Annotated in this window: 18 protein-coding genes and 1 riboswitch; of the genes, 9 read left to right on the top strand and 9 right to left on the bottom strand. The window is 73.6% G+C overall.

Annotation, left to right across the window (positions count from 1 at the left end):
* Window positions 1-103 precede the first annotated feature (103 nt).
* Both ACSTA4_RS07240 and ACSTA4_RS07235 read left to right on the top strand, forming a co-directional pair.
* The gene (locus tag ACSTA4_RS07240; protein ID WP_444962898.1) at window positions 104-1,342 is read left to right on the top strand and encodes an 8-amino-7-oxononanoate synthase; all 1,239 of its coding nucleotides are present in this window, start codon (window positions 104-106) and stop codon (window positions 1,340-1,342) included.
* 51 nt (window positions 1,343-1,393) lie between these two features.
* A complete protein-coding gene (locus ACSTA4_RS07235; protein ID WP_444962897.1) occupies window positions 1,394-2,824 on the top strand; it encodes an SGNH/GDSL hydrolase family protein in 1,431 nt (476 codons plus the stop codon).
* Window positions 2,825-2,855: 31 nt separating this feature from the next.
* On the opposite strand, the gene rocD is transcribed toward ACSTA4_RS07235, so the two are convergent.
* Window positions 2,856-4,130: an ornithine--oxo-acid transaminase gene (gene rocD / locus ACSTA4_RS07230; RefSeq protein WP_248773939.1), complete on the bottom strand. Its 1,275-nt coding sequence runs from the start codon at window positions 4,128-4,130 to the stop codon at window positions 2,856-2,858.
* A gap of 362 nt (window positions 4,131-4,492) precedes the next feature.
* On the opposite strand from rocD, the gene ACSTA4_RS07225 reads away from it, so the two are divergent.
* From ACSTA4_RS07225 to thiD, 4 genes are all read left to right on the top strand, one after another.
* On the top strand, window positions 4,493-6,166 hold the full coding sequence (locus tag ACSTA4_RS07225) for an acyl-CoA synthetase (protein WP_444962896.1): 1,674 nt from the start codon (window positions 4,493-4,495) through the stop codon (window positions 6,164-6,166).
* 542 nt (window positions 6,167-6,708) lie between these two features.
* Window positions 6,709-7,638, top strand: a complete 930-nt coding sequence (locus ACSTA4_RS07220; protein WP_444962895.1) for a DUF368 domain-containing protein — start codon at window positions 6,709-6,711, stop codon at window positions 7,636-7,638.
* 19 nt (window positions 7,639-7,657) lie between these two features.
* Entirely contained in the window at window positions 7,658-8,353 is a 696-nt protein-coding gene (locus ACSTA4_RS07215; RefSeq protein ID WP_444962894.1) for a DedA family protein, read from the top strand.
* Between the two features lie 126 nt (window positions 8,354-8,479).
* A riboswitch (TPP riboswitch) is annotated at window positions 8,480-8,578 on the top strand.
* Complete coding sequence (thiD, locus tag ACSTA4_RS07210) at window positions 8,566-9,369, top strand: bifunctional hydroxymethylpyrimidine kinase/phosphomethylpyrimidine kinase (protein WP_444962893.1); 804 nt, start codon at window positions 8,566-8,568, stop codon at window positions 9,367-9,369. (Overlaps the previous riboswitch by 13 nt.)
* 99 nt (window positions 9,370-9,468) lie before the next feature.
* On the opposite strand, the gene ACSTA4_RS07205 is transcribed toward thiD, so the two are convergent.
* Together ACSTA4_RS07205 and ACSTA4_RS07200 are read right to left on the bottom strand one after the other, a co-directional pair.
* Window positions 9,469-10,887 (bottom strand): alanine/glycine:cation symporter family protein, encoded by a 1,419-nt coding sequence (locus ACSTA4_RS07205; RefSeq protein ID WP_444962892.1) that lies wholly within the window; start codon window positions 10,885-10,887, stop codon window positions 9,469-9,471.
* Window positions 10,888-11,398: 511 nt separating this feature from the next.
* Window positions 11,399-11,653, bottom strand: coding sequence for a DUF6457 domain-containing protein (locus ACSTA4_RS07200; RefSeq protein WP_248773933.1), 255 nt, complete (start codon window positions 11,651-11,653; stop codon window positions 11,399-11,401).
* A 459-nt stretch (window positions 11,654-12,112) separates the two neighbouring features.
* On the opposite strand from ACSTA4_RS07200, the gene ACSTA4_RS07195 reads away from it, so the two are divergent.
* Window positions 12,113-13,252, top strand: coding sequence for a glycosyltransferase family 4 protein (locus ACSTA4_RS07195; RefSeq protein ID WP_444962891.1), 1,140 nt, complete (start codon window positions 12,113-12,115; stop codon window positions 13,250-13,252).
* Between the two features lie 229 nt (window positions 13,253-13,481).
* Here ACSTA4_RS07195 and ACSTA4_RS07190 read toward each other — a convergent pair whose 3' ends face one another.
* Complete coding sequence (locus ACSTA4_RS07190) at window positions 13,482-14,810, bottom strand: pyridoxal phosphate-dependent aminotransferase (RefSeq protein WP_444962890.1); 1,329 nt, start codon at window positions 14,808-14,810, stop codon at window positions 13,482-13,484.
* Window positions 14,811-14,956: 146 nt separating this feature from the next.
* Here ACSTA4_RS07190 and ACSTA4_RS07185 point away from each other — a divergent pair, with 146 nt between their 5' ends.
* A complete protein-coding gene (locus tag ACSTA4_RS07185; RefSeq protein WP_444962889.1) occupies window positions 14,957-15,895 on the top strand; it encodes a LysR family transcriptional regulator in 939 nt (312 codons plus the stop codon).
* Window positions 15,896-16,054: 159 nt separating this feature from the next.
* Here the strand turns inward: ACSTA4_RS07185 and ACSTA4_RS07180 are convergent, their stop codons facing one another.
* The 3 genes from ACSTA4_RS07180 to ACSTA4_RS07170 form a co-directional block, all read right to left on the bottom strand.
* Window positions 16,055-16,363 (bottom strand): hypothetical protein, encoded by a 309-nt coding sequence (locus ACSTA4_RS07180; RefSeq protein WP_013151635.1) that lies wholly within the window; start codon window positions 16,361-16,363, stop codon window positions 16,055-16,057.
* A 107-nt stretch (window positions 16,364-16,470) separates the two neighbouring features.
* Window positions 16,471-17,670 (bottom strand): glycosyltransferase, encoded by a 1,200-nt coding sequence (locus ACSTA4_RS07175; RefSeq protein ID WP_444962888.1) that lies wholly within the window; start codon window positions 17,668-17,670, stop codon window positions 16,471-16,473.
* 12 nt (window positions 17,671-17,682) lie between these two features.
* Window positions 17,683-18,552, bottom strand: a complete 870-nt coding sequence (locus ACSTA4_RS07170) for a DMT family transporter (RefSeq protein WP_444962887.1) — start codon at window positions 18,550-18,552, stop codon at window positions 17,683-17,685.
* Window positions 18,553-18,836: 284 nt separating this feature from the next.
* Between ACSTA4_RS07170 and ACSTA4_RS07165 the strand changes: the two genes are divergently transcribed.
* Entirely contained in the window at window positions 18,837-20,417 is a 1,581-nt protein-coding gene (locus ACSTA4_RS07165) for a beta-N-acetylhexosaminidase (protein ID WP_444962886.1), read from the top strand.
* Window positions 20,418-20,569: 152 nt separating this feature from the next.
* On the opposite strand, the gene ACSTA4_RS07160 is transcribed toward ACSTA4_RS07165, so the two are convergent.
* Together ACSTA4_RS07160 and ACSTA4_RS07155 are read right to left on the bottom strand one after the other, a co-directional pair.
* The gene (locus ACSTA4_RS07160; protein WP_444962885.1) at window positions 20,570-21,823 is read right to left on the bottom strand and encodes an alanine racemase; all 1,254 of its coding nucleotides are present in this window, start codon (window positions 21,821-21,823) and stop codon (window positions 20,570-20,572) included.
* A gap of 193 nt (window positions 21,824-22,016) precedes the next feature.
* A complete protein-coding gene (locus ACSTA4_RS07155; RefSeq protein WP_444962884.1) occupies window positions 22,017-22,976 on the bottom strand; it encodes a glycerophosphodiester phosphodiesterase in 960 nt (319 codons plus the stop codon).
* Window positions 22,977-22,987 lie beyond the last annotated feature (11 nt).

The raw sequence follows: 22,987 nt of genomic DNA, 5'->3' as shown, positions 1-22,987 counted from the left end.
GACCGCCCCAGCGGGATTGGCCGCCGCTGGGTCGGTCCCCGCCGGGGACGCGCCCTCGCCTCCCGGCCCGACCGCACCCACGACCCAGGAGGCCGACCCGCGTATGCCGAGCACCGCCGCACCCACCCGCCGCCCGTGGCCCCTGCGCGCCACGGCCCCCGCACGCCGTGCTCAGGCGCTGCCGCCGGGACACCCCTTCGCGTGGTTGGACGCCGCCGCCCGCGCACGCGCCGAGGCCGGGCTGACGCGGCGCGCCACGCCCCGGCCCGCGGCCGACGGCCTGCTGGACCTGGCGGGCAACGACTACCTCGGGCTGCTGCGGCACCCGGACGTGGTGGCCGCCGCCGGGGACGCCGCCCGCGTGTGGGGCGCGGGCGCGGGCGGATCGAGGCTGGTCACCGGGGACACCGGCCTGCACCGGGAGCTGGAGCGCGAGCTCGCCGACTTCCACGGCGCGGAGTCGGCGCTGGTGTTCTCGTCCGGGTACGCGGCGAACCTGGCGATGGTCACCGCGCTGGCCGCGCCGGACGGCGGCGCCCCTCCCCTGCTGGTGTGCGACCGGTACAACCACGCCTCCCTCATCGACGCGACCCGCCTGGCCCGGGCCTCGGGGGCGCGCGTGGCTCTCTACGACCACGCCGACGCGGACCGGGCCGCCGAGGCGCTCGCGACCGCCGGGGGGCGGGCCCTGCTGCTGAGCGACACCGTGTTCTCCGTGGACGGCGACCTCACCGACGCGGCCGCCCTGGCGCGCGCGGCCCGCGGACACGGCGCCGCCTTGCTGCTGGACGACGCGCACGGCCTGGGCGTGGTGGGGCCCGGCGGGAGCGGGACGGCGACCGCCGCCGGGCTGCGCGGCGCGGACGACGTCGCGGTGTCGGTGACCCTGTCCAAGTCGCTGGGCTCTCAGGGCGGCGCGGTGCTGGGCTCGCACCGGGTGGTCCGCCACCTGACCGAGACCGCGCGCACCTTCGTCTTCGACACCGGCCTGGCTCCGTCCTCGGCGGGCGCGGCCCTGGCCGCGCTGCGCGTGCTGCGCGCCCAGCCCTGGTTGGCCGACGCGGTGCGCGACCGCGCGCGGCGGCTGGCGGAGGGACTGCGCGGACGCGGGCTGCCCGCGAGCGCCCCGGACGCCGCCGTGGTGTCGGTGACGGCGCCCTCCCCGGAGGCCGCTCTGGCCTGGCGCGAGGCCTGTCTGGCTGCGGGCGTGCGCGTGGGCTGCTTCCGCCCGCCCTCGGTCCCCGACGGCCGGTCCCGGCTGCGGCTGACCGCCCGGGCGACGCTGAGCGGGGCCGACGTGGACCGGGTCGTGGACGTCATCGCGGCGAACCGTCCCGGATAGTCTTGCGGAGGTGACGAGAGTCCGCCGGGACCCGGGGAGGCGATAGCGGCCGTGTCAGCACGTGGTGAGGGCCCCGAGGCGCCGGAGCCGGTCCCCGCGGACCCCTCCGCCGTCGGCCGTGTACCTGACGCCGCCCCCCGCGAGCCGGAGGAGGACCCCTCCGGCGAGGAAGCGGACGGCAGCGGCGGCCCGGCGGGCACCGGCGGCCCCGACGACGGCGGAACCGGTGCGGGACCGGGCGGCACCGGCGGTTCCGGTGACGGGGCCGATGACGGCAGCGGCGGGGACGGCTCCGGCGGGGAGGACGGGGAAGGCCGTCCGCGCCGACGGCGCCGGCGCTCCCGGGTGGCCGCCGCCGTCTCGGTCACGCTGATCCTGGTCATGGTGGCCGTCCTGGCGCTGCCCGCCACCCGCGAGGGTCTGGTCTCCCTGTGGTGCGAGACCACCGACGGCGTGTGCCCGGCCGAGGAGCTCCCCCCGATCACCGAGGAGGAGCAGACCGACTGGCGGGTCCGGATGGAGCCCGAGGAGGCCGCGCTGTGGGGCAACTACGTGGCCTTGGGCGACTCCTACTCCTCCGGTGACGGCGCGGGCGACTACGCCCCCGACACCGCCGAGGCGGGCGGCTGCTGGCGTTCGGAGAACGCCTACCCCCGGGTGGTAGCCGAGGAGTTCGACTTCACCGGTTCGCTGGCCTTCTACGCGTGCAGCAGCCACAAGGGCTCGGAGATGGTCGAGCAGATCGGCACCTCCGAGTCCCAGATCGAGCGGGTCACCGAGAACACGTCCCTGGTGACCCTGGGCATCGGCGGCAACGACCTGGGCTTCATCCCCGTCCTGCGCACCTGCATGGTGCGGATGCCGCTCCTGGAGAGCAGCGTCTGCGTCGAGCAGGAGGAGGAGGTCGACAGGCGGATGAGGACCTTCGAGGAGACCCTGACCGAGATCCTCGGGGAGGTCCGCGACCGCGCGCCCGACGCCCGCATCCTGGTGCTGGGCTACCCGCGGCTGTTCCCGGAGGACCCCCCGGGCATGTACTACACGCTGACCAGGAGCGACCAGCTCTGGCTGAACGGTCTGGCCCAGCGCTTCAACGAGCTCATCCGCGACACGGCCTACCGGGTGGACGGCGACGTCTACGGCGGGCGCCAGACCGGCAGCGTGGAGTACGTGAACACCTTCTCCGCCCTGAGCGGGCACGAGGTGAGCGCCGACGCGGCCTGGCTGAACGGGATCGTGCTCGGACAGCTGGGCGAGGGCCTGCGCGTGGACCGGGCGAGCTTCCACCCCACCGCGCAGGGGCAGCTGTCCATCGCCGAGCGGGTGCGCCTGCAGGTCGTGGAGGGCCCCGAGCGGGAGGTCTACGTGGCCCGGGAGACCCTTGAGAAGGTTGATCCCGAGCAGCTGAGGTCGGAACTGGGCGGGCCGCTGGACCCGGAGTTCGCCACCGAGCCGCCCGGCAACGAGGCCGACGCCCCCTGACCCGGGGAAGCGTCGGCCCCGCGTCGCGTCGCTACCGGCCCGCCTGGAGCTCCTTGATCACCTCGGCGAAGCGGTCCAGACCCCAGTTGAGGTCCTCCTCGCTGATCACCAGGGGCGGCGACATCCGCACGGTGGAGCCGTGGGTGTCCTTGACCAGGACCCCGTGGTCGGCGAGGCGCTCGCACAGCTCCCGGCCGGAGGCCAGCGACGGGTCGACGTCGATGCCGGCCCACAGCCCGATGCTGCGCGCGGACACCACCCCGTCCCCGACGAACTCCTTGAGGCGGCGCTTGAGCACCTCGCCCAGACGGCGCGTGTTCTCCAGGTAGGGTCCCTCGGTGAGCATCCGCACGACCGTGCTCCCGACCGCCCCGGCCAGCGGGTTGCCGCCGAACGTGCTGCCGTGCTGGCCGGGCTGGATGACGCCGAGCACGTCCTCGTCGGCGACCATCGCCGACACCGGCAGGATGCCGCCGCCCAGCGCCTTGCCGAACAGGTAGGCGTCGGGGACCACCCCGCTGTGCTCGCAGGCCCGGACCGTCCCGGTGCGGCCCAGGCCCGACTGCACCTCGTCGGCGATGAACAGCACCCGCTCGCGGTCGCAGATCTCCCTGACCCGGGGCAGGAAGTCCGCCGGGGGCACGATCACCCCCGCCTCGCCCTGCACGGGCTCGATGAGGACCGCCGCGGTCGTGGAGTCGATGGCGGCCTCGATGGCCTCGGCGTCACCGTAGGGCACGGACCGGAAACCCGGCGTGTAGGGCCCGAAACCCGTCCTGGCCTCCGGGTCCGACGAGAAGGAGACGATGGTGGTGGTGCGGCCGTGGAAGTTGGCGCCCGCCACGACGATGGTCGCCTCGTTCTCGGGCACGCCCTTGACCTCGTAGGCCCACTTGCGGGCCACCTTGATGCCGGTCTCCACCGCCTCGGCGCCGGTGTTCATCGGCAGGACCTTCTCCTTGCCGACCATGTCGGCGAGGGCGCTGACCCACGGGCCGAACTGGTCGTTGTAGAAGGCCCGGCTCGTGAGGGTCACCCGGTCGATCTGCCGGTGCGCCGCCGCGAGCAGGTCGGGGTTGTGATGGCCGAAGTTCATGGCGGAGTACCCGGCCAGGCAGTCCAGGTACCTCCTGCCCTCGACGTCGGTCACCCAGGCGCCACGGCCCTCGGCGATCACGACGGGAAGGGGTGAGTAGTTGTGCGCCGACCGCGCCCGCGCGAGCGCGATGTGGTCCGCGCCGGAGAGTGCCTCTCCACCAGGGTTCCCGGCGGAGTCCCGCTGTCCCAGGTTCTGGGTGTTGCCCATCTAGCCGCTCCGATCACCATTGACCGATGTCAGACAGTTGATACCCACCATCGGGCCGGATCGCGCCCCTTCGGCGGGAGGTCCCCAAGAGTTGAGCAGATGATCCGGTGAGCCCACAAGGGGTGGGAGATATCACAGCTCGGGGGCGATGCCCGAAAACCCGTCCGCGAAACGCCGCGCACACCCTCTGAGCGGGGTCGTCACATCCATGGTGACCTGCGATAACGCCCCTGGTGACGCGCTCCACAGCCCCGACGGCGGTCGGGCCGCCCCCCGAGGGGTACGGTCGCACCAACAGCCACTCAGCCGCCGCGAGCCCCGAGCCGTGGACGGCCCCGTCGACCGTGCCCGGGAGGTCAGGCGTGCCCACCTCCGCGTCCCCGGACGCCCCCTTCTCGCTCTCCCGCCTGTTCGCGGCGGTCGCCGAGGCCGTGCCCGACCGGACCGCCCTGGTCGCCGGTCCCCGGCGGCTCACCTACCGCGCCCTGCACGAGCGCTCGCTGCGGCTGGCCCGCCACCTGGTCGGCGCGGGCGTGCGCCCCGGCGAGCACGTCGCCGTCCTGGCGTTCAACCGCGCCGAGTGGGTGGAGTCCTTCCTCGGCGTCCTGCGCGCGGGGGCGGTCCCGGTCAACGTCAACTACCGCTACGTCGCGGGCGAGCTGCGCCACGTCCTGGCCGACTCGCACGCGGTCGCGCTGATCGCGGAGGACTCGCTGGCAGGGGCGGTGGACACGGTCCGCTCCGACCTGCCCCGGCTGCGCCACGTCCTGCTCGTCGCGGACGGCTCCGCGCGCGGGACGCGGGGCCTCGACTACGAGGAGGCACTGGCCTCGGCGCCCGAGGACGCGGTCCTGCCCCCGACCAGCGGCGAGGACCACTACCTGCTCTACACCGGCGGCACGACGGGCTACCCCAAGGGCGTGCTGTGGCGGCAGGCGGACATCTTCCGCGCGGCCCTGGAGCGCCGCGCTCCGGGTACGCCCAGCGCCCGCACCCCTCGGGAGGTGGCCGAGCGCGCCGCGCGCTGCTTCGAGCAGCGCATGCTGGTCCTCGGACCGCTCATGCACGCGGCCGGACAGTGGAACGCGCTGAGCATGCTGCTGTGCGGCAAACGGGTGGTGCTGTCCACCGACCGCAGCTTCCGTCCGGACCGGGTGCTGGAGACGGCGCACCGGGAGGGCGTGCACGCGCTCCAGCTGGTGGGCGACGCCATGGCCCGCCCGCTGGCCCGCCACCTGCTCACCGAACCGGGGCTGTGCCCGGACCTGGCCTCGGTCCGCTCCGGCGGCACCCCGCTCACCCCGGCGGTGCGCGCGCTGTGGCACGCCTGGCGCGAGGACGTGTCCCTCTCCGACGCCTACGGGGGCTCGGAGACGGGCGTGTGCGGGTCGGCGACCTCCGCCGAACCGGCCGGTCCGGCGGAGGCCCCCTCCGGGGGCGGCCCCTCGGGCAGCCGCAGCTTCACCATGGGCGGCAGCATCGCGGTGCTGGACGCGTCCCTGCGCCCGCTGCCCCCGGGTTCGCGGGAGGTGGGGCGAATCGCGCGCACCGGACGGATCCCGCTGGGCTACTACAACGACCCCCTGGCGACCGCGCGCACCTTCCCGACCGACGCCGAGGGTCGCCGCTGGGCGCTGTCGGGCGACTTCGGGACGTGGGACGCCGACGGCTCGATCGCGCTGCTGGGGCGCGGCAGCGCGGTGATCAACACCGCCGGGGAGAAGGTCTACCCCGAGGAGGTGGAGGCGGCGCTCAAGGCGCACCCCTCGGTGGAGGACGCCATCGTGGTGCCCTCGCCCGACGAGTACCTCGGGCAGCGGGTGACCGCGCTGGTCTCGCTGGCCGCGAACGCCCGTCTGGAGGAGGCGGAGCTGCGCTCGTACTGCCGGGTCCGGCTGGCGGGGTTCAAGGTGCCGCGCACCGTGCACTTCGTGGACCGGGTGCGGCGTACGGCGGTCGGCAAGCAGGATTACCGGTGGGCGGCGTCGGTCACCGGGGCCGGTTCGCCCGCTCCGGCCGCCCCGAACGTTCCCTGAGAGCCGGTCCGCTCTCCGGGCCCCGCCGGGCTCCTCCACGGGCCCGGGGTCGTGTCGGAACGGGCCCCGCGGCCGGACCTCCCGTTCCGGGACGGGCCCCGGGGGCGGACCTCGGAACGGGTGCCGGACCGTGCCGGAGACGGCGCTCGCGGCGGGCGCCCGGCCTCCCCGGCGGTCTGCTGCGGAACTCCGCACCTGGGCGGTACCGGACCCTTCATTTCGGGCACAGGGTCAATATGGACTTACCCAGCCGAAACAGGGATTTCGCAGACCGTCGGCCGCCATGGACCCCCTCCGCCACCGCTAGACTGGCGTCGCCTGGTCCCGGGCCCCACGGTTTTCCCTCCCCCGCCCGTTCCGGGTCGCACACACCCGACCGGGTCCGACCGGTCCCGCCTAGCCTCCGGTCGTGGCCGTGGACCGCGGGGACCACCTTTGACCCACCCCTCCACCCGTGCACACGGTGCGCGTGCGGTGACACCACTAGGACGGAGGACGGCGCGCCTTCCCGGGCTCCGCCCGGAGCGCGCCCAAGAACCCAGATGCCCAACTCAGTAGGCAGCTACATCTTCAACGCGGTGCGCGGCGGCGCCGTGGGCGCCTCGGAGGCCCTTCCCGGTATCAGCGGCGGAACGGTCGCCCTCATCGTCGGCCTCTACGACAAGCTCATCGGCGGCGCCGGCCACATGGTCAGCGGTGTCAGGCGCTACGTCGCCGACGTCCCGCGCGGACGCGGGAGGGAGCGCGCCCAGGAGCAGTTCCGCCAGGTGGACTGGAGCGTGCTGATCCCCGCGCTCGTCGGCATGGTGGCCTTCCTCGGCATGGCGGCCGTGATCCTCGCCCCGCTGGTCGAGGCCCACACCCAGTACGCGTACGCGCTGTTCTTCGGCCTGGTCCTGGCCTGCCTGTGGATCCCCTACACCGGCGCGGGCCAGAAGTGGCGGGCCTCGCACTACCTCGTCGCCCTGGTCTTCGCCGCGGGCGCGTTCTTCCTCACCGGCCTGCCCGGCGCCAATCTGCCCACCCACCCGGTGATCGTCTTCCTGGCCGCGGCGGTGGCCGTCTGCGCCCTGGTCCTGCCCGGACTGTCCGGATCCTTCATCCTGCTCACGCTGGGCCTGTACGAGCCCACGATCAGCGCGGTCGGGGACATGGACATCGCCTACCTCTCGGTGTTCGCGCTCGGCATGCTCACGGGCCTGTCGCTGTTCGTGAAGCTGCTCCAGCACCTGCTGGAGAACTTCCACCACATGACCCTGGTGGTCCTCACGGGCCTCATGGCCGGTTCTCTGCGGGCCCTGTGGCCCTGGCAGGACGAGGACCGCACGTTCCTGGCCCCCACCGAGGTCCCGGTGACGGTCGCCCTGATGGCGGTCGGCTTCGCGATCGTGGCGGCGGCCATCGTCTGGGAGCGCCGCAAGCGCCTCCGGATGGAGGAGGCCGAACTCCGCCGGATTCCCACCGGCGTCTGAGAACGGGAACGACGACCTCATGACAACACGTCTGCTGGCGGCCGCGGCCCCCGCGACGGGGAGCGGGCACGTCCCCGAGTACGAGGGTTTCATCGGATGGGTCCTGAGCCTGATGACGACCCTGGGCGAGCCCGGTGTCGGCCTGGCGCTCCTGATCGAAACCTTCTTCCCTCCGGTCCCCAGCGAGGCGGTCCTGCCCGGCGCCGGGTTCCTGGCCTACTCCGGACAGATGAACGTGTGGCTCGCCATCACGTGGGCGACGGTCGGCGCGCTGGTCGGCGGGTGGGGCTTCTACGCGGTCGGCGCGCTCCTGGGCCGTGACCGCACCGCCTGGCTGTTCGAGAAGACGCCGCTGCTGGAGATCGAGGACTTCCACAAGGCCGAGCGCTTCTTCGCCCGGTACGGCGGCGCCGCCGTCCTCCTGGGCCGCTGCGTGCCGGTCGTGCGCAGCGTCATCTCGGTCCCGGCCGGGATCGAGCGAATGCCCCTGTTCAGGTTCTCCCTGTACACGGTCATCGGCTCCGGGGTGTGGAACACGATCTGGATCGGCCTGGGCTACGTCTTCGGCCCGGCCGTCGAGCCCGCCCTGGCCCGCTGGAGCGGCCTGATCAGCAACGTCGTGCTCGCGGCCATCGGCCTGCTCGTGCTGTGGTTCGTCGTCGTGCGCGTCCGCAAACTGGCCCGGAACCGCCGCAACCAGGACACCTCCACCTGAGCCCCCGCTCCCCGTGAACCCCTCCAGGGGTCCGCCCGCATCCCCGGGCGGACCCCTTCGGCGTTCTGTGGGTATCCTGCCCGGAACGCACCACAAACACATAATGACCGGGGCCGCCGACGCGGCTCCGGAGGCGCGGGGTGCCGGGACACGTTCCCGGCTGAGAGCACACCCGTCGAACCTGCCCTAGTTAGCACTAGCGAAGGAACGCCATGAGCGCGTACAACATCGTGTCCATCGCCGGCAGCGACCCCAGCGGGGGCGCGGGCGTCCAGGCTGACCTCAAGGCCTTCTCCGCGCACGGGACCTTCGGGATGACGGTGATCGCCGCGCTGACCGCCCAGTCCACGCTCGGCGTCACCGGGGTCCACCCGATCCCCGCGCACTTCGTCGCCCACCAGATGGACACCCTCTTCACCGACGCCGTCGTGCATGCGGTCAAGGTGGGCATGCTGGGCACCTCGGAGGTCACCGAGGCCGTGGCCGAGGCGATCGACCGCCACACGCTGCCGAACGTGGTGGTGGACCCGGTGATGGTCGCCAAGAGCGGGGACCGGCTGCTGGAGGCCTCGGCCGTCGACGCGCTGCGCACCAAGCTCCTGCCCCGCGCGGACCTGGTCACCCCGAACCTGCCCGAGGCCGCGGACCTGCTGGAGGAGCCCGAGGCGACCGACCTGGCGTCGATGCGCGCCCAGGCCTGGCGGCTGCTGGATCTCGGCCCGCGCCGGGTCCTGCTCAAGGGCGGCCACCTGCCCGGCGGGGAGAGCGTCGACGTCCTGGTCTCCCGGGACGCCGACCCGGTCGAGTTCCGCGCCCCGAGGGTGGCCACCCGCAACACGCACGGCACCGGGTGCACGCTCTCCTCCTCGATCGCGGCCCTGCTGCCGCAGCGGCCGGACGTGGCCGCCGCGGTGGGCGACGCCAAGGACTACCTGACCGAGGCCATCCGGCGCGCCGACGAGATCGACGCGGGCGGCGGGCAGGGCCCGGTGCACCATTTCCACGCCTGGTGGTAGCAGCGGCGTCCGGAGGAGGGAACGCCGAGGGGGGACCGGCTCCGCGCCGGTCCCCCCTCCCCGTTCCGTCCTCCGGTGGGGCTCGCGGCCCCTACCGGGTCAGACCTTGGTCACGTCCTCCATGACCTTGTCCGGGTCCCTCCAGTCGGGGTGGGCGAAGAACTTGCGCGTCTCCGCCGCGATGACCGGGGACAGCAGCAGGAGGCCGATGAGGTTGGGCAGGGCCATCAGGCCGTTGGCGATGTCGCTGAACAGCCAGACCGAGTCCAGGCTGGCGACCGAGCCCACGTAGATGACGGCGATGAACACCAGGCGGTAGGGCAGGACCAGGCGGCGGCCGCCCAGGAACACCATGCAGCGCTCGCCGTAGTAGGCCCACCCGAGCAGGGTGGTGAAGGCGAACACGGCCACCGCGACGGCCACGATGACGGTGCCGGCCGGGGCGAGCGCGGGGTTGATCGACCCCAGGCCCTCGGAGACCGCGCTGCTGGTCATCAGCGAGCCGTCCTCGCCACCGGCGGACCAGACACCTGTGGTGATGATGACCAGGCAGGTCATGGTGACCACGATGATGGTGTCGATGAAGGTCTGGGTCATCGAGACCATGGCCTGGCGGACAGGCTGGGTGGTCTTGGCCGCGGCGGCGGCGATGGCGCCGGTGCCCAGGCCCGACTCGTTGGAGAAGATGCCGCGGGCGAAACCCATCTGGATGGCGAGCATGATGCCCGCCCCGGCGAAGCCGCCCGTGGCCGCGGTGCCGGTGAAGGCGTCGGTCACCACGAGCTGGAGCGCGGGGAGGATGGCGGCCCAGTTGGCGGCCAGGATGACCAGGCAGACGCCCACGTAGCCGATGATCATGATCGGCACGAGGCCGGAGGCGACGCGGCCGATGCTCTTGATACCGCCGAGGATGACGGCGCCCGCGAGGACCACGAGGGCCAGGCCCACCATCCACGGCTCCAGCGGCGTGACGCTGGTGATCTGCTGCGAGACGGCGTTGGCCTGGGTGCCGTTGCCGATGCCGAAGGCGGCGATGGCGCCGAAGACCGCGAAGGCCACGCCCAGGGTGGTGCCCAGGCCGCCGGGGATCCCGTACTTGAGGTAGTACATCGGGCCGCCGCTCTGCTCTCCCTTGGAGTCGGTGCGGCGGAACTTCACGCCCAGGAGGGCCTCGCTGTACTTGGTGGCCATGCCGAGGAAGCCGACGACCCACATCCAGAACAGCGCGCCGGGTCCGCCGACGCCGATGGCGAGCGCGGCACCGGCGATGTTGCCGACGCCGACGGTGGCGGCCAGGGCCGTGCTCAGCGCCTGGTAGTGGGAGATGTCGCCCTCGACGGAGGCGTCCTCCTTGCGCCGGACGAGGGCGAGCCACAGCGCGTGCGGCAGCCGCAGGAGCTGGAGCACGCGGAGGCGGACGGTGAGGAACAGGCCGACACCGAACAGCAGCGGAATGAGGACGAAGGGCCCCCAGACGATGCTGCTGACGATGCCAGCCATTTCGAGGAGCTGGTCCACAGGGGATCTCCCTATCGGTGAGTGTGTGGGGACGAGGGGCCGCCGGTACTGGAGTACGGGGGATCCGACGCCCTCTCGATCGCTTCGGCACTGGTGGAGGCCCGCGATACCGGCAAAGAATCGCATCGACGCGTAACAAACACATCACACGTGTTCCACATGCCTGTTTCTTCGGGAACTTCCGGTTCCATTTCCGCGTACCGCCCGGGCGGGGGCAGTGTCCTCCCGGGGCTTACGCGCTGGTCGGGGGCCGGACTCCGGGGCTGCGTCCGGACGGCGGCGGACCCGAGGGCACCGGTGGAGCCGGCGCGGCCCACGCGCGACGCTGTCCGGAGCACGACGCTGTCGGATGCGGCCGGTACGGACTGCTGGCCGATACGACCACGACCATCCGCTGCGAACGAGGCGGGTTCCGGGCGCCGTGTTCCTCACGGACGCGGCCGCGAGGGCACGGCCGGAGGCGGCCGGTACGGCCGGGGCCGCCCCGACCGGCGCGGACGGTGGCGGGGTGTCAGGCGCGGTCCTCCTCGTCGACCTGGGCCAGAGCGAGCCTGCTGAGGGCCGCCGCGGCCTCGTCGGGGTCCGCGCCCTGACCCACCGCCACACCCAGGAGGTAGGTGGTCAGGGGCGCGGCGGGCCGGGCCACGGAGTGGGCGGCGTCCCGGGCGAGGTCGAGCACCCGGTCGACGTCCTCCTTGCGGAGGGGTTCGGTGCCGGTCAGGCCCAGTTCACTTCGGACTGCTTCGGCCCATTCCACGAGGGTCACCGCATGACTCCTTAGAGCAATATATTGGCTACATTCAGCAATCATATCCACCGGAGAGTCACCCGGCGGACACACGGGCACACGGACGCGGTCACCGACCGCTCGGACTGCCCACGCCTGGTCTTCGGGCGCGGTTCCCCCGTACCCAAACCGAGGTTCACCCCACGAGCCTAGCGTCGGAGACAGCCGTCCCCGGCGTAGGCAGCCGTCCCCCCGGCGTTGGGAGCCACCCGCATGTCCCCGACCGACCGTACGTCTCCGGCCACGCGCACGTCCCCGGCCGCTCACCACCCCCCGGCCGCACGCGCACCCTCCGTGCCCTCGGCCGCTCCCCGGAACGCGGCCGACCACGCGTCCGCTCGCGTTCCCGCTGCCGGGCACCGCGCTGCGGCGGCCCACACGCCCCCGCTCGACCGCGTGCCCCCGGCCGACGCCCGGGGCCGGCTGAGGGTGGCGATCGTGACGGAGTCCTTCCTCCCCCAGGTCAACGGGGTGACCAACTCCGTGTGCCGGGTCGCCGACCTGCTCGCCGCGCGCGGCCACGAGGCCCTGGTGCTGGCCCCCGGGCCGGGCCCCTCCTCCTACGCGGGTTTCCCGGTGGTCCGGCTGCCCTCCGTGCCCCTGCCGTTCTACCGCGACTTCTCCGTGGGGCTGCCCGCACGGCGGGTGATGACCGCAGCGATCCGCGCCTTCTCCCCCGATGTGCTGCACCTGGCCTCGCCCGCCCTGCTCGGGGCGGCTGCCGTGGAGACCGCCCGCCGGTGGGCGCTGCCGACCGTGGCGGTCTTCCAGACCAACCTCCCCGGCTTCGCCGGGCGCTACCGCCTGCCCGGCGGGGACGCCCTGTGGTCGCTGCTGCGGCGCACGCACGCCGCGGTGGACCGCACGCTCGCGCCGTCCTCGGCCACCATGGAGGCGCTGTCCGCGCGCGGGTTCCCCCGCCTGGACCTGTGGCGCCGCGGGGTCGACGCCCGGCGCTTCTCCCCCGCGCACCGCGACGAGGAACTGCGGCGCAGGCTCGCGCCGAACGGGGAGACGATCGTGGGCTACGTGGGGCGGCTGGCCAGGGACAAGCGGGTGGAGATGCTGGAACACGTGTCCCGCCTGCGCGGGATCAGGCTGGTCGTGGTGGGGGACGGCCCCGAACGGGCGCGGCTGCGCAGGCGCCTGCCCGACGCGGTGTTCACCGGGCAGCGCACCGGCGGCGACCTGTCGCGCCTGTACGCGTCCATGGACGTGTTCGTGCACACCGGTGCCGACGAGACGTTCTGCCAGGCCGTCCAGGAGGCGCTGGCCTCGGGGGTGCCGGTGGTGGCCCCGGCCTCGGGCGGTCCGCTGGACCTGGTGGTACCCGAACACAACGGGCTGTTGTACGCCCCGGACTCGGTGCGCGAACTGCGGGTGGCGGTGGGGCGGCTGGCCCACAACCGCCAGGTGCGTGAGCGGATGGCGCGGGGCGCGCGTCCCTCGGTGGAGCACCGTACGTGGGAGGCGGTCGGTGAGCAGCTGCTCGACCACTACCGGGCGGTGATCGCCTCCAGCGCGGAACTGGCCGCGCGCGAGGCGGGGGTGGAGGGCGCCCCGTCCGCTCCGAGGTGAGCGCGGGGGAGGCGGCGTCCTCGCGGTGGCCTCACCGGGCGGGGGTCCGGCGGTGCCTCGGGCGGGGACGTGCCGTCGGGACGGAAAGCGGCGTGCCGCCCAACGACCGGAGCGTCCCGCCGCGCGGGGCCGGACACAGGTCCGGCCTCCCCCGGAAGGAGCGGCCGGGGGAGGCCGGAGGTCGGTGCGTCCGCCCCGCCCCCTTACACGGGGCGGACGCGGGGAGCGGTCAGCTGACCGCCTGTGGTTCGGTGGACCGGCGCAGGACGGGCCCGGCGTCGGCGCCCTCGGGGAGCAGCGCGCCCAGGACCTCGTCGAGGCGGTCCAGGTGTGCGCGGATCCAGGGCAGCGCCAGCGGGTCCGTGGCGGCGAGGGCCGCGTAGCGGCGTTCCTCGGTGTCGCCGTAGAGCAGGCTGGTGGCGACCCGCATGCGCAGGGCTTCCGCACCCTCCCCGAACTCCGCGGCGGGCAGTACGCCCATCCCGAAGCGCTCCAGCAGCAGCCCGGTCAGGTCCGGTCCGGTGGCCACGCCGTGGAGGGCGGCCAGCCGCTCCCGGGCCGGCTCGAAGTCGGGGTAGAGGTAGAAGGCCGCCCGGGGGGCGGCCACGGTCGCGCCCGCGCGGACGAAGGCCTCGGTGACCGCCCCGGCGACGATGCCGTGCAGACGGCGGCTGCGGTCGACGTGGTCGAGGAGTTCGGCGGGTTCGGTGAAGGCGTGCGCGGCGGCCTCCTGGACCGGGGCGGCCGGGCTCGACCAGATCTCGCTGGCCACCCCGAGCAGCCCGCCGCGCAGGCGGTGGCCGATCTCGGAGTCGGGCAGGCGCACGACGCCGATGCGCCAGCCGCCCAGGGCCAGGTTCTTACTCAGTCCGGTGGAGATGACGGTGCGCTCGGGCGCGTACTCGGCGGGGCTGTGCACCTCGGCGGGCTCCTCGCCGGGGGTCGCGGGGTGCACGAGGTCGCGGTAGATCTCGTCGGAGATGACGACCAGGTCGAGTTCGCGGGCCACCTCGCACAGGCGCCGGACGGTGTCGGCCCCGGCCACGGTGCCGGTCGGGTTGTCGGGAACGGTGACGATGACGGCGTTGACCGTGCGCCCCTGCTCGCGGGCGGCGGTGACGGCGGCGTGCAGCAGGTCCGGCTGGGGTACGCCCCCCTCGCCGGTGGCGGTGGGGACCATGACGGGCCGCTGCCCCACCAGGCGGCACTGCGCGGCGTAGCTGACCCAGCTGGGCGCGGCGATCGCCGTGTCGCCGCCGATCTCCAGCAGGAGGCTGTACAGGAGCGGCTTGCTGCCGGGTCCGGCGACGACCAGCCCGGGGTCGGTGGGCAGCCCGCGGCGCTCCCAGTACCCGGCGGCGGCCTCGCGCAGGGCCGCGGACCCGGCGACGGGCCCGTAGGCGTTGGCGCCGTTCCCCGCCGTGAGCCGGTCGCGCATGACCGGGTGGACCGGGAGTCCGGCCTCGCCGAAGCCCAGGGGGAGCACGCGGACTCCCTGGCGGCGCTTCTCGGCGAGCGCTTCGTTGACGGCGAGGGTCGCGGACACAGTGACGGTCATCGAGGACTCATCTCCGGTTTGTCGTGAATGCGGGTGATGCGTGGACTGCCGCTCCACCTGGGAAGACGGCCCGTCACCCCACACACTGCCCAGGTTCGGCCATCAGTACAAGCGCGTCTTTTCGATGCTGAGCGTAAGATCTTCTTATGCTCGATCTGCGCCGTCTGCACGTCCTCCGCGAGTTCAGCGTCCGGGGGACCATCGCCGCCACCGCCGGCGCCCTCGGTTACACGCCCTCGGCGGTGTCCCAGCAACTGGCCACCCTGGAGCGGGAGACGGGCGTCGCGCTGCTGGACCGCTCCGCGCGGGGCGCCGAACTCACGGACGCCGGACGGCTGCTGGTGACCCAGGCCGAGGACATCCTGGCGCTGGTGGAGGCGACCGAGTCGGTGCTCGCCGAGCAGTCCGACCTGGCGCTGGGCGTGGTCACCGTCACGGCGTTCCCGACCGCCGCCGTGGCGTTCGCGCCCCTGTTGGTGCCGCCGCTGCGCCGGCACGAGGGGATGCAGCTGCTGCTGCGCCAGACCCTGCTGGCGACGGGGACCCAGCAGGTGCGCTCGCGGGAGGTGGACATCGCCCTGGTCGACGACTGGTCCGGACAGCACCCCGGGCGCGGACCCGAGGGCGGGCTGCGGCACATCAACCTGATGCGCGACCCGATGGTGCTGGCGGTGCCCCGGGGGCACACGCTGGCCGCCCCCTCGACGCCGGTGGTGCTGGAGGAACTGCTGAACGAGTCGTGGATCGTGACGCCCGAGAGCGAGCGTTCGCGCTACGGAACGGACCGGCTCCTGTCCGAGGTGGGCGGTCTGCCCTCCGCCGCCTGGGAGTTCGAGGGGCTGGGAACGGTGCTGAGCCTGGTCTCGCGCGGGATCGGGATCGCCGCGGTCCCGGCCCTGGCGATGGTGGGGGCCCCGGCGGGACTCGTCTACCGGAAACTGCCCGCGTCCGCGCCCGAGCGGCACGTGTACGCGGTGGTGCGGTCGGCGGCGGCGAGGCGACCGGCGGTGCAGGTGACGCTGGCGGCGTTGAGGGACGCCGCGCAGCAGGTGAACAGGGAGATCGCCGGGATCACGGTGGCCTGACCGGCGACGCCGGGCCGTCCCGCGCCGATCCGGCCGGGTCCCGTGTCAGAACGCCCTCCACGAGCACCCCGCCGCTGGCACCGGGGCGGACTCCTGGGGGCCGCCGTGGAACGACGCGTGGCCCGAACCCCCCGGGGGTCGGACCACGTTCGCCGTCGTTCACTCCTTCTCCCTGCCGCGTGTCCGGTCGATCCGGCGGCGCAGTCTGCGGCAGACGTGGAGTGCCCGGTCACGGTCGTCCCGGGCGTTCCACCATCGGGCGTAGGCTTCCAGTCTTCTTTTGCGCAGTGCCTCCAGCTCGGCCTCCATCCGGTTCACCCGGTGCTCCAGGTCGATGCGCTCGCGTTCGAACACCGACATGTCGCGCTCGTGGAACCCCGCCTCCCGCTCGGCGCTGACGAGCCGATCGGTGAGGCCCTCGGTGGGGTTGCCCCGGCCGGTCTGTGCACTGATCCCTTCGAACCACACAACATCTTGTGTATCCCGCAGGAGGACAACATCACCGGTCGCTACGCAAAGAATACGGAAAGTGGCAGAAGAATCGAAATATCAACCAAACGGCTCTTTCGGACACCTCAGGCGGCGACCAGCCTCTCCGCCCGCGCGGGGGCCGCGCCCCGCAGACGGGTGTAGACCTCCTCGAACCGCTCCAGGGACCGGTGGTGGTCGTGCCGCCGCGCGAGCTCACGGCTGGCCGCACCCAGGACGCGCCCCCGGGGACCGAGCACGAGGAGCAGCCGGTCCGCCAGGCGCACGGGGTCGCCCGGCGGGAAGAGGAACCCGTTGCGCCCCTCCTCCACCAGGTGCGGCAGCGCCATCGCGTCCGCGGCCACCACCGGCAGGCCGGTGGACATCGCCTCCAGGGTGGCGATGCTCTGCAACTCGGCCACGCCCGCGATGGCGAAGGCGTCCCCCGCCGCGTAGACCAGCGGCAGGTCCTCGTCCGGGACGAACCCCAGGAAGAACACCCGGTCCGCCACCCCCAGCTCCGCGGCCAGCGCGCGCAGTTCCTCCTCGCGCTGGCCGGTCCCCGCCAGGACCAGCTGGGCGTCGCGTTCGGGCACGATCCGCGCGAGCGCCCGGATGGTGTCGTCGACCCTCTTCTCCGCGTCCAGCCTGCCCACGAACACGATCGTGTCCCGGTCGGGCAGCCCGAACCGGCGCCGCGCCGCAGCGGGGTCCTCGTGGGGGCGGAACCGCTCCAGGTCGATCCCGCACGAGATCGCCTCGACCCCGCGCGTGAACCCCTTCTCCCGCAGGAGCCGGGCCGCCCGCGGGGTCGGCGTGGTCACGTGGTCGGCCTCCCCCGCCACCCGGACCATGTCCTTCCAGGCCAGGAGGCCCGCGAGTTCCTGCATCGGCGCGGGGATCCGGGCGTGCGCGTACAGGTTGTCCGGCATGAAGTGGTTGGTGAGCACGACGGGGACGCCGGCGGCGCGGCCCCTGCGCATCGCCGCGCGGCTGAGCGGGAAGTGGCTCTGCGCGTGCACGACGTCGGGGTCCAGGCGCTCGACGATCCTGGCGATGTGCCCGCCCATCCCCAGCGGGACGGCGGCGCGCATGAAGGGGATGGGCGCCGAGCGCAGGCGGTGCTCGGTCACCGCGCCGTTGACCGTGACGTAGGGTTCGCCCCGCTCGGAGGGGCACGCCACGTGGACCCGGTGCCCCCGCCCGGCCAGCCCCTCGGCCAGGCGGTGGGTGAAGTATCCGGCCCCGTTGACGTCGGGGGGATAGGTGTCGCTGGCGATCAGGACGCGCAGCGGGCGTTCGGCCATGGTGCTCTCTCCTTAGCGTTCGGTGTCTGCGGCGACGACCTCGGGGTTGCGGTGGCGCGCCTGGGCGAGGGCCACGGTTCCGGCGACGGCGAGGCAGGCGAAGACCAGCGCGCCGAGCTGGGCGGGAAGGGTCCGCGGCGCGCCCTCGCCCAGGAGGAGGGCGCCGATGGCCACGCCGACCACGGGGTCGGTGATCAGGAGGGTCGCGTAGGCGGCCGTGAAGTGCCCGGTGCGGTAGGCGTTCTGCATCAGCAGGGCGCCGAAGACCGCCGCGGCCACCGCGAGCGGGGTCAGCCAGCTGATCAGGCTGGTCCAGTCCCCGACGGCGTTGGCGGACAGGACGCGGGCCAGGCCGGACGTGGTACCCATGGCCGCCCCGCCCGCCAGGGCGAGCAGGAGGGCCCGGACCCCGTTGTTCATCCGGTGCGCCGTGAAGTGGACGGCGGCTCCCGCGCCGAGGACGACCCCGGTGAGCGCCAGCGCCGTGCCGGTGCTCATGACGGGGCTGTCGGCGGTGTGCGGGAACAGGGAGATCACCCCGGTGAGGCCCACCATGACGGCGGTTCCGGCGATGATCTGGGAGAGGCCGACCCGGCGGCGGTTGAACAGGGCCGACAGCACGATGGCGAACAGCAGGCCGGTCACGCCGATCGGCTGGATGATGGTCAGCGGTGCGCCGCTGAGGGCCACCAGGTGCAGTCCCGCGCCCAGGACGGCGGCCACGCTGCCGATCATCCAGCGGGGCTGGCGCAGCAGGTGCAGCAGGAACCCCGCCTTCGCCACCCGGCCGCCCGGGGCGCGGACGGCGTCGCGCTCCTGGAGGGCCGAACCCAGCGCCAGGGTGAACGCCCCGGCCACGGCGATGAGGATCGGCACCAGCATCAGCGCCACCGCCCCACGGGTGTCCCCCGTCTCCTGAGCATCCCCGAACCCCCTGTGTCCCGCCGTCTCGGCAACGGTACGGACGGGCCCCGCGCCACGGCGATAACGCCAGCCCCCCATCCGTCGTGGTGGTAACCCCACCACGCCCGCACCTACCCGGCTCCGGTTTCGGTACCCCGTCGTCTTCGGGTACGGGTGACCGTTTGTCCGCGGGGGGTGTGCCCGGGAGGAGCCACGTGACACTATGTCCGGTATTGGTCTAGACCGGATAGGAGCGGTTCACCGTGCCCGACACTTCCCCCTCCCTCGTCCCCCGTCCCAACTCCTCGGTTCCCGGAGGCGCCGGGGGCCTCACGCTGACCGCATCGACCAGGGTGTCCGCCGACCCCGACGCCCGGGGCACGCTCACGTGGCTCCAGCGTGAACTCGGAGCGGCCACCGGCCTCCCCCTGGCCACCGGCGACGAGGCCAGCGCGCAGATCCGGCTGAGCGTGGACCCCGAGGCGGGCCTGGGCCGCGAGGGCTACCGGCTGATCGTGGACGCCGAGGGAGCCATCATCGTGGGCAACGACCCCGCCGGGGTGTTCTACGGTGCGCAGACCCTGCGGCAGCTGCTGCCCGCCGACGCCTACCGGGACGCCCCGCTGGGCGGCGCCGAGTGGGCCCTGCCCGCCGTGAGCGTCACCGACGCGCCGCGTTTCCGCTGGCGGGGCGTGATGCTGGACGTGGCCCGCCACTTCGTGCCCAAGCGCGAGGTGCTGCGGTTCATCGACCTGCTGGCCATGCACAAGCTCAACGTCCTGCACCTGCACCTGACCGACGACCAGGGGTGGCGTGTGGAGATCCGCCGCTACCCGAAGCTGACCGAGGTGGGCTCCTGGCGGACCCGGAGCCAGGTGGGCGCCGCGAAGCCGCCGGTGTTCGACGAACGCCCGCACGGCGGCTTCTTCACCCAGGACGACATCCGCGAGATCGTCGCCTACGCCGACGCCCGGCACGTGGCCGTCGTCCCCGAGATCGACGTGCCCGGCCACTCGCAGGCTGCCATCCACGCCTACCCCGAGCTGGGCGAGTCCGGACGGATCCCGGTCGGCGACCAGTGGGGGATCTTCGAGGAGGTGCTCGCGGTCACCGACAACGTCCTGGAGTTCTACCGCAACGTCCTGGACGAGCTGATCGAGCTGTTCCCGAGCACGTACGTGCACGTGGGCGGCGACGAGTGCCCCAAGACCCAGTGGCGGACGAGCGCGTCAGCGCAGCGGCGGATCAAGGAGGAGGGGCTGGCCGACGAGGACGAGTTGCAGAGCTGGTTCATCCGCCAGCTGGACGAGCACCTGACCTCGCGCGGCCGCCGCCTGGTCGGCTGGGACGAGATCCTGGAGGGAGGGCTCGCGCCGGGGGCGACCGTGATGTCGTGGCGCGGCGAGGAGGGCGGTGTCGCGGCCGCGCGGGCCGGTCACGACGTGGTCATGAGCCCCACCCGCACCTCCTACCTGGACTACCGGCAGTCCGAGTCCGGCGACGAGCCCGTCCCGGTGGGCACGCTGCTGCGGACCGAGGACGTCTACCTGGCCGAGCCGGTCCCGCCGAGGCTGACCGAGGGGGAGGCCGCGCACGTGCTGGGCGCGCAGGTGAACGTGTGGACCGAGCACATCGACTCGCCGCGCAGGCTGGACTACATGGTCTTCCCCAGGCTGTCGGCCTTCTCCGAGCAGGTGTGGTCGTCCGGTGAGCGCGACTACGCCGAGTTCGAGCCCCGGCTGAGGAGGCACCTGGAGCGGCTCGACGCGGCCGGGGTGGAGTACCGGCCGCTGGACGGGCCGCGCCCGTGGCACACCCGCCCGGGGGTGGTGGGCTGGGGGTGACCCCGAGGCCCCGGGAGCCGTAGGCGCTCCCGGGGCGTCTGGCTCCGCGGCTCCGCCGACGGCGCCCGGGGGGCCTCCGCGGTGGAGGACGTCCCCGGCATTCCGGGCGGGGACGGCGACCGGGCCTCGGTGGCCCGGCGCCGTCCCGGGCCTCAGAAGTAGGTGGCCGCCATCTCCACGACGGTGTCGGCGTCGTCCACCACCGGCAGGACCCGCCAGCGGTCGAAGGCCGTGCACGGGTGCGAGATCCCGAAGGAGACCAGGTCGCCGGGGCTGACCTCCAGTCCCGGAGCGACCCTCAGGTAGGCGTGGTGGTCGTTGAGGTCGGTCACCTCCGCGCCCCCGGCGTCCACGGTGACACCGTCCGCGCGGCGCAGGCGGCGCGGCACGGGGAACCCCTGGTCGTGGTTGGCGTCGCGGCGCCCCATGCCGACGATCGCCAGCCCCTCCTCGGGGACGGAGGTCACCTGGGCCCACAGCTCCAGGGCCCCGGCCAGCGCGTCGGGGCCCTCGGGCAGGCGGCGGTAGGGCGTGGTGCGCCGGTACAGGCCGTCGTCGTGGACCACGTAGGCGCCGCTGCGCAGGATCGGCAGGACGTCCTCGCGTCCGCCGAGCTCCTCGGCGACCAGGTCGAACCACGCGCTGCCGCCCACCGACAGCACCGGCCTGTCCAGGCCGTGCCGGGCGGCCAGCGCCGCGGCGTCGCCGACCAGGTCGCGCAGGAAGCCGCGCACGCCGTCGGCGTCGCCGAGAGATCCCTCGTAGCCCGCCACCCCGGCCAACTCCAGGCCCGGTGCCTCGGCGACGGCCGCGGCCACCGCGAGCAGTTCCTCACGGGTGCGGCAGCCGGTGCGCCCGCCGGGGACCCCCCGTTCGACCAGCACCCGCAGGGGCCGCCCGGCGGGGCCCGCCCCGGGCCGGTCGGCGGCAGCCTCCGCGGCGACCGCCACCCCCTCGGCGGAGTCGGCGTAGAAGAGGAACTCGAAGTCGGGGTCCTCGTCCAGCTCACCGGCCGCCCAGCGCAGCACCCGGCCGTCGAGCAGCTCGTTGGCAAGCAGGATCCGGCGCACGCCGAACCGCCGGAAGTCCAGGACCTGGTTGGCGCTGGCGGCGGAGACCCCCCAGGCGCCCGCGTCCAGCTGGCGCTGGATGAGGGCCGGAGCCATGGAGGTCTTGCCGTGCGGGGCGAACAGCAGCCGGTGGCGCTCGGCGAAGTCGGCGAGCGCGGCGACGTTGCGGTCCAGCGCGGAGGCGCGCAGCACCATCAGCGGCCAGGTGAAGGGGCCGGTGAACAGGTGGTCGCGGCGGGCCGCGAACTCCTCAAGGGGAATCGGGTCGTCCGTCCACCACAGGCCCTTGGTGCGCCAGTCGACGTGTTCCCGGGGGATGGTCAGCCGATCGCTCACGTGGTGTCCGCCTCCTGGTCCGAACGCCCCGCCCGCGGGGAGACCGCGGCGCGGTCTCCCCGCGGGCGGGGACCTCGTGTGGGTCGGACCGATCATCCCACCTGACACCGTCCGGGGCCAGGGAGCGCTCCGGGCGCGGTCCGGGGACGCCGCCCCCTTCCGGGGCGGACGCGGTTCCCGGGCCGAACGCGGGTCAGCGGGGCAGGGGCAGCGCGGGGATCCTGACCACCGGCTGGGACCGCTGGGTCCGGGCGGCGATGGCCTCCTGGCCGACGTCGGGGTAGTCGGTGATGAACCCGTCGACCTTCCAGCCCAGGACGGTGTCCATCCGGGAGCGCTCGTTGATGGTGTAGGGCATGATCTCCATCCCCGCCTCGTGGACCCGCTCCACGTAGGTGGCGTCGATGGTGGTGTGGTTGGGGTTGATCATCTGCGCCCAGTCGTGCTCGTCGATGCTGCTCTCGGGGACCCGCCCGAGCAGGGCGTGCGGCACGGACGGGAGCAGGTCCTTGGAGCGCCGCACCGACTGCCAGTCGAAGCTCTGCACGACGAGGCGGCGGGGTTCACCGTCCGGGTTGGGCTCCAGCCAGGTTCCGCGCCCGGTCAGCTCGTCGGCGATCTCCTGCTCGATGCCGGGGTAGAGCCCGGGCTCCTTGAGCTCCAGGAAGAGGTTGAGGTCCAGCTGCTCCAGGCGGTCGAGCCCCTCCGCGAAGGTGGGGACGGGCTCACCGTCGAAGGAGGCGTCGAACCACGCGCCCGCGTCGAGTTCGCGGACCTCCTCCATGGTGAAGTCGGCGACTTCGTAGGAGCCGCGGTCGGGGAAGACCTCCTCGACGTCGGTGGTGCGTTCGAGGGTGGTGTCGTGCATGAGCACGAGGACGTCGTCCTTGGTGCGCTGGACGTCGACCTCCACGGTCTCGGCTCCGAGCCGGTCGGCGGCGTCGAGGGCGGCCAGGGTGTTCTCGGGCGCGTGACCGGAGGCTCCGCGGTGGGAGACGGCGATCAGCGGGCGCTCGGTTGTCGTGTACTCGATGACTGCGGATCTGGTGACGCCCGACCACCGGGGGTCGGTGTCCTGCGTCGCGGACGATGCGCTCGCGCCGGTGACGACGAAGAACGACACGGCTGCGACGACGATGCCGATGCGCTGCACCGGACCTCCCA

The sequence above is a fragment of the Nocardiopsis sp. M1B1 genome (assembly GCF_052466615.1).
The sequence above is the reverse complement of the archived record's forward strand: the minus strand, read 5'-3'. Positions and strand labels throughout refer to the sequence as shown.

Excerpts from the sequence above, each read along its gene's own strand:
- ACSTA4_RS07240 (WP_444962898.1), top strand. The coding sequence starts at position 104 with ATGCCGAGCACCGCCGCACCCACCCGCCGCCCGTGGCCCCTGCGCGCC.
- rocD (WP_248773939.1), bottom strand. The coding sequence starts at position 4,130 with ATGGGCAACACCCAGAACCTGGGACAGCGGGACTCCGCCGGGAACCCT.
- ACSTA4_RS07220 (WP_444962895.1), top strand. The coding sequence starts at position 6,709 with ATGCCCAACTCAGTAGGCAGCTACATCTTCAACGCGGTGCGCGGCGGC.
- ACSTA4_RS07215 (WP_444962894.1), top strand. The coding sequence starts at position 7,658 with ATGACAACACGTCTGCTGGCGGCCGCGGCCCCCGCGACGGGGAGCGGG.
- thiD (WP_444962893.1), top strand. The coding sequence starts at position 8,566 with ATGAGCGCGTACAACATCGTGTCCATCGCCGGCAGCGACCCCAGCGGG.
- ACSTA4_RS07190 (WP_444962890.1), bottom strand. The coding sequence starts at position 14,810 with ATGACCGTCACTGTGTCCGCGACCCTCGCCGTCAACGAAGCGCTCGCC.
- ACSTA4_RS07185 (WP_444962889.1), top strand. The coding sequence starts at position 14,957 with ATGCTCGATCTGCGCCGTCTGCACGTCCTCCGCGAGTTCAGCGTCCGG.
- ACSTA4_RS07175 (WP_444962888.1), bottom strand. The coding sequence starts at position 17,670 with ATGGCCGAACGCCCGCTGCGCGTCCTGATCGCCAGCGACACCTATCCC.
- ACSTA4_RS07170 (WP_444962887.1), bottom strand. The coding sequence starts at position 18,552 with ATGCTGGTGCCGATCCTCATCGCCGTGGCCGGGGCGTTCACCCTGGCG.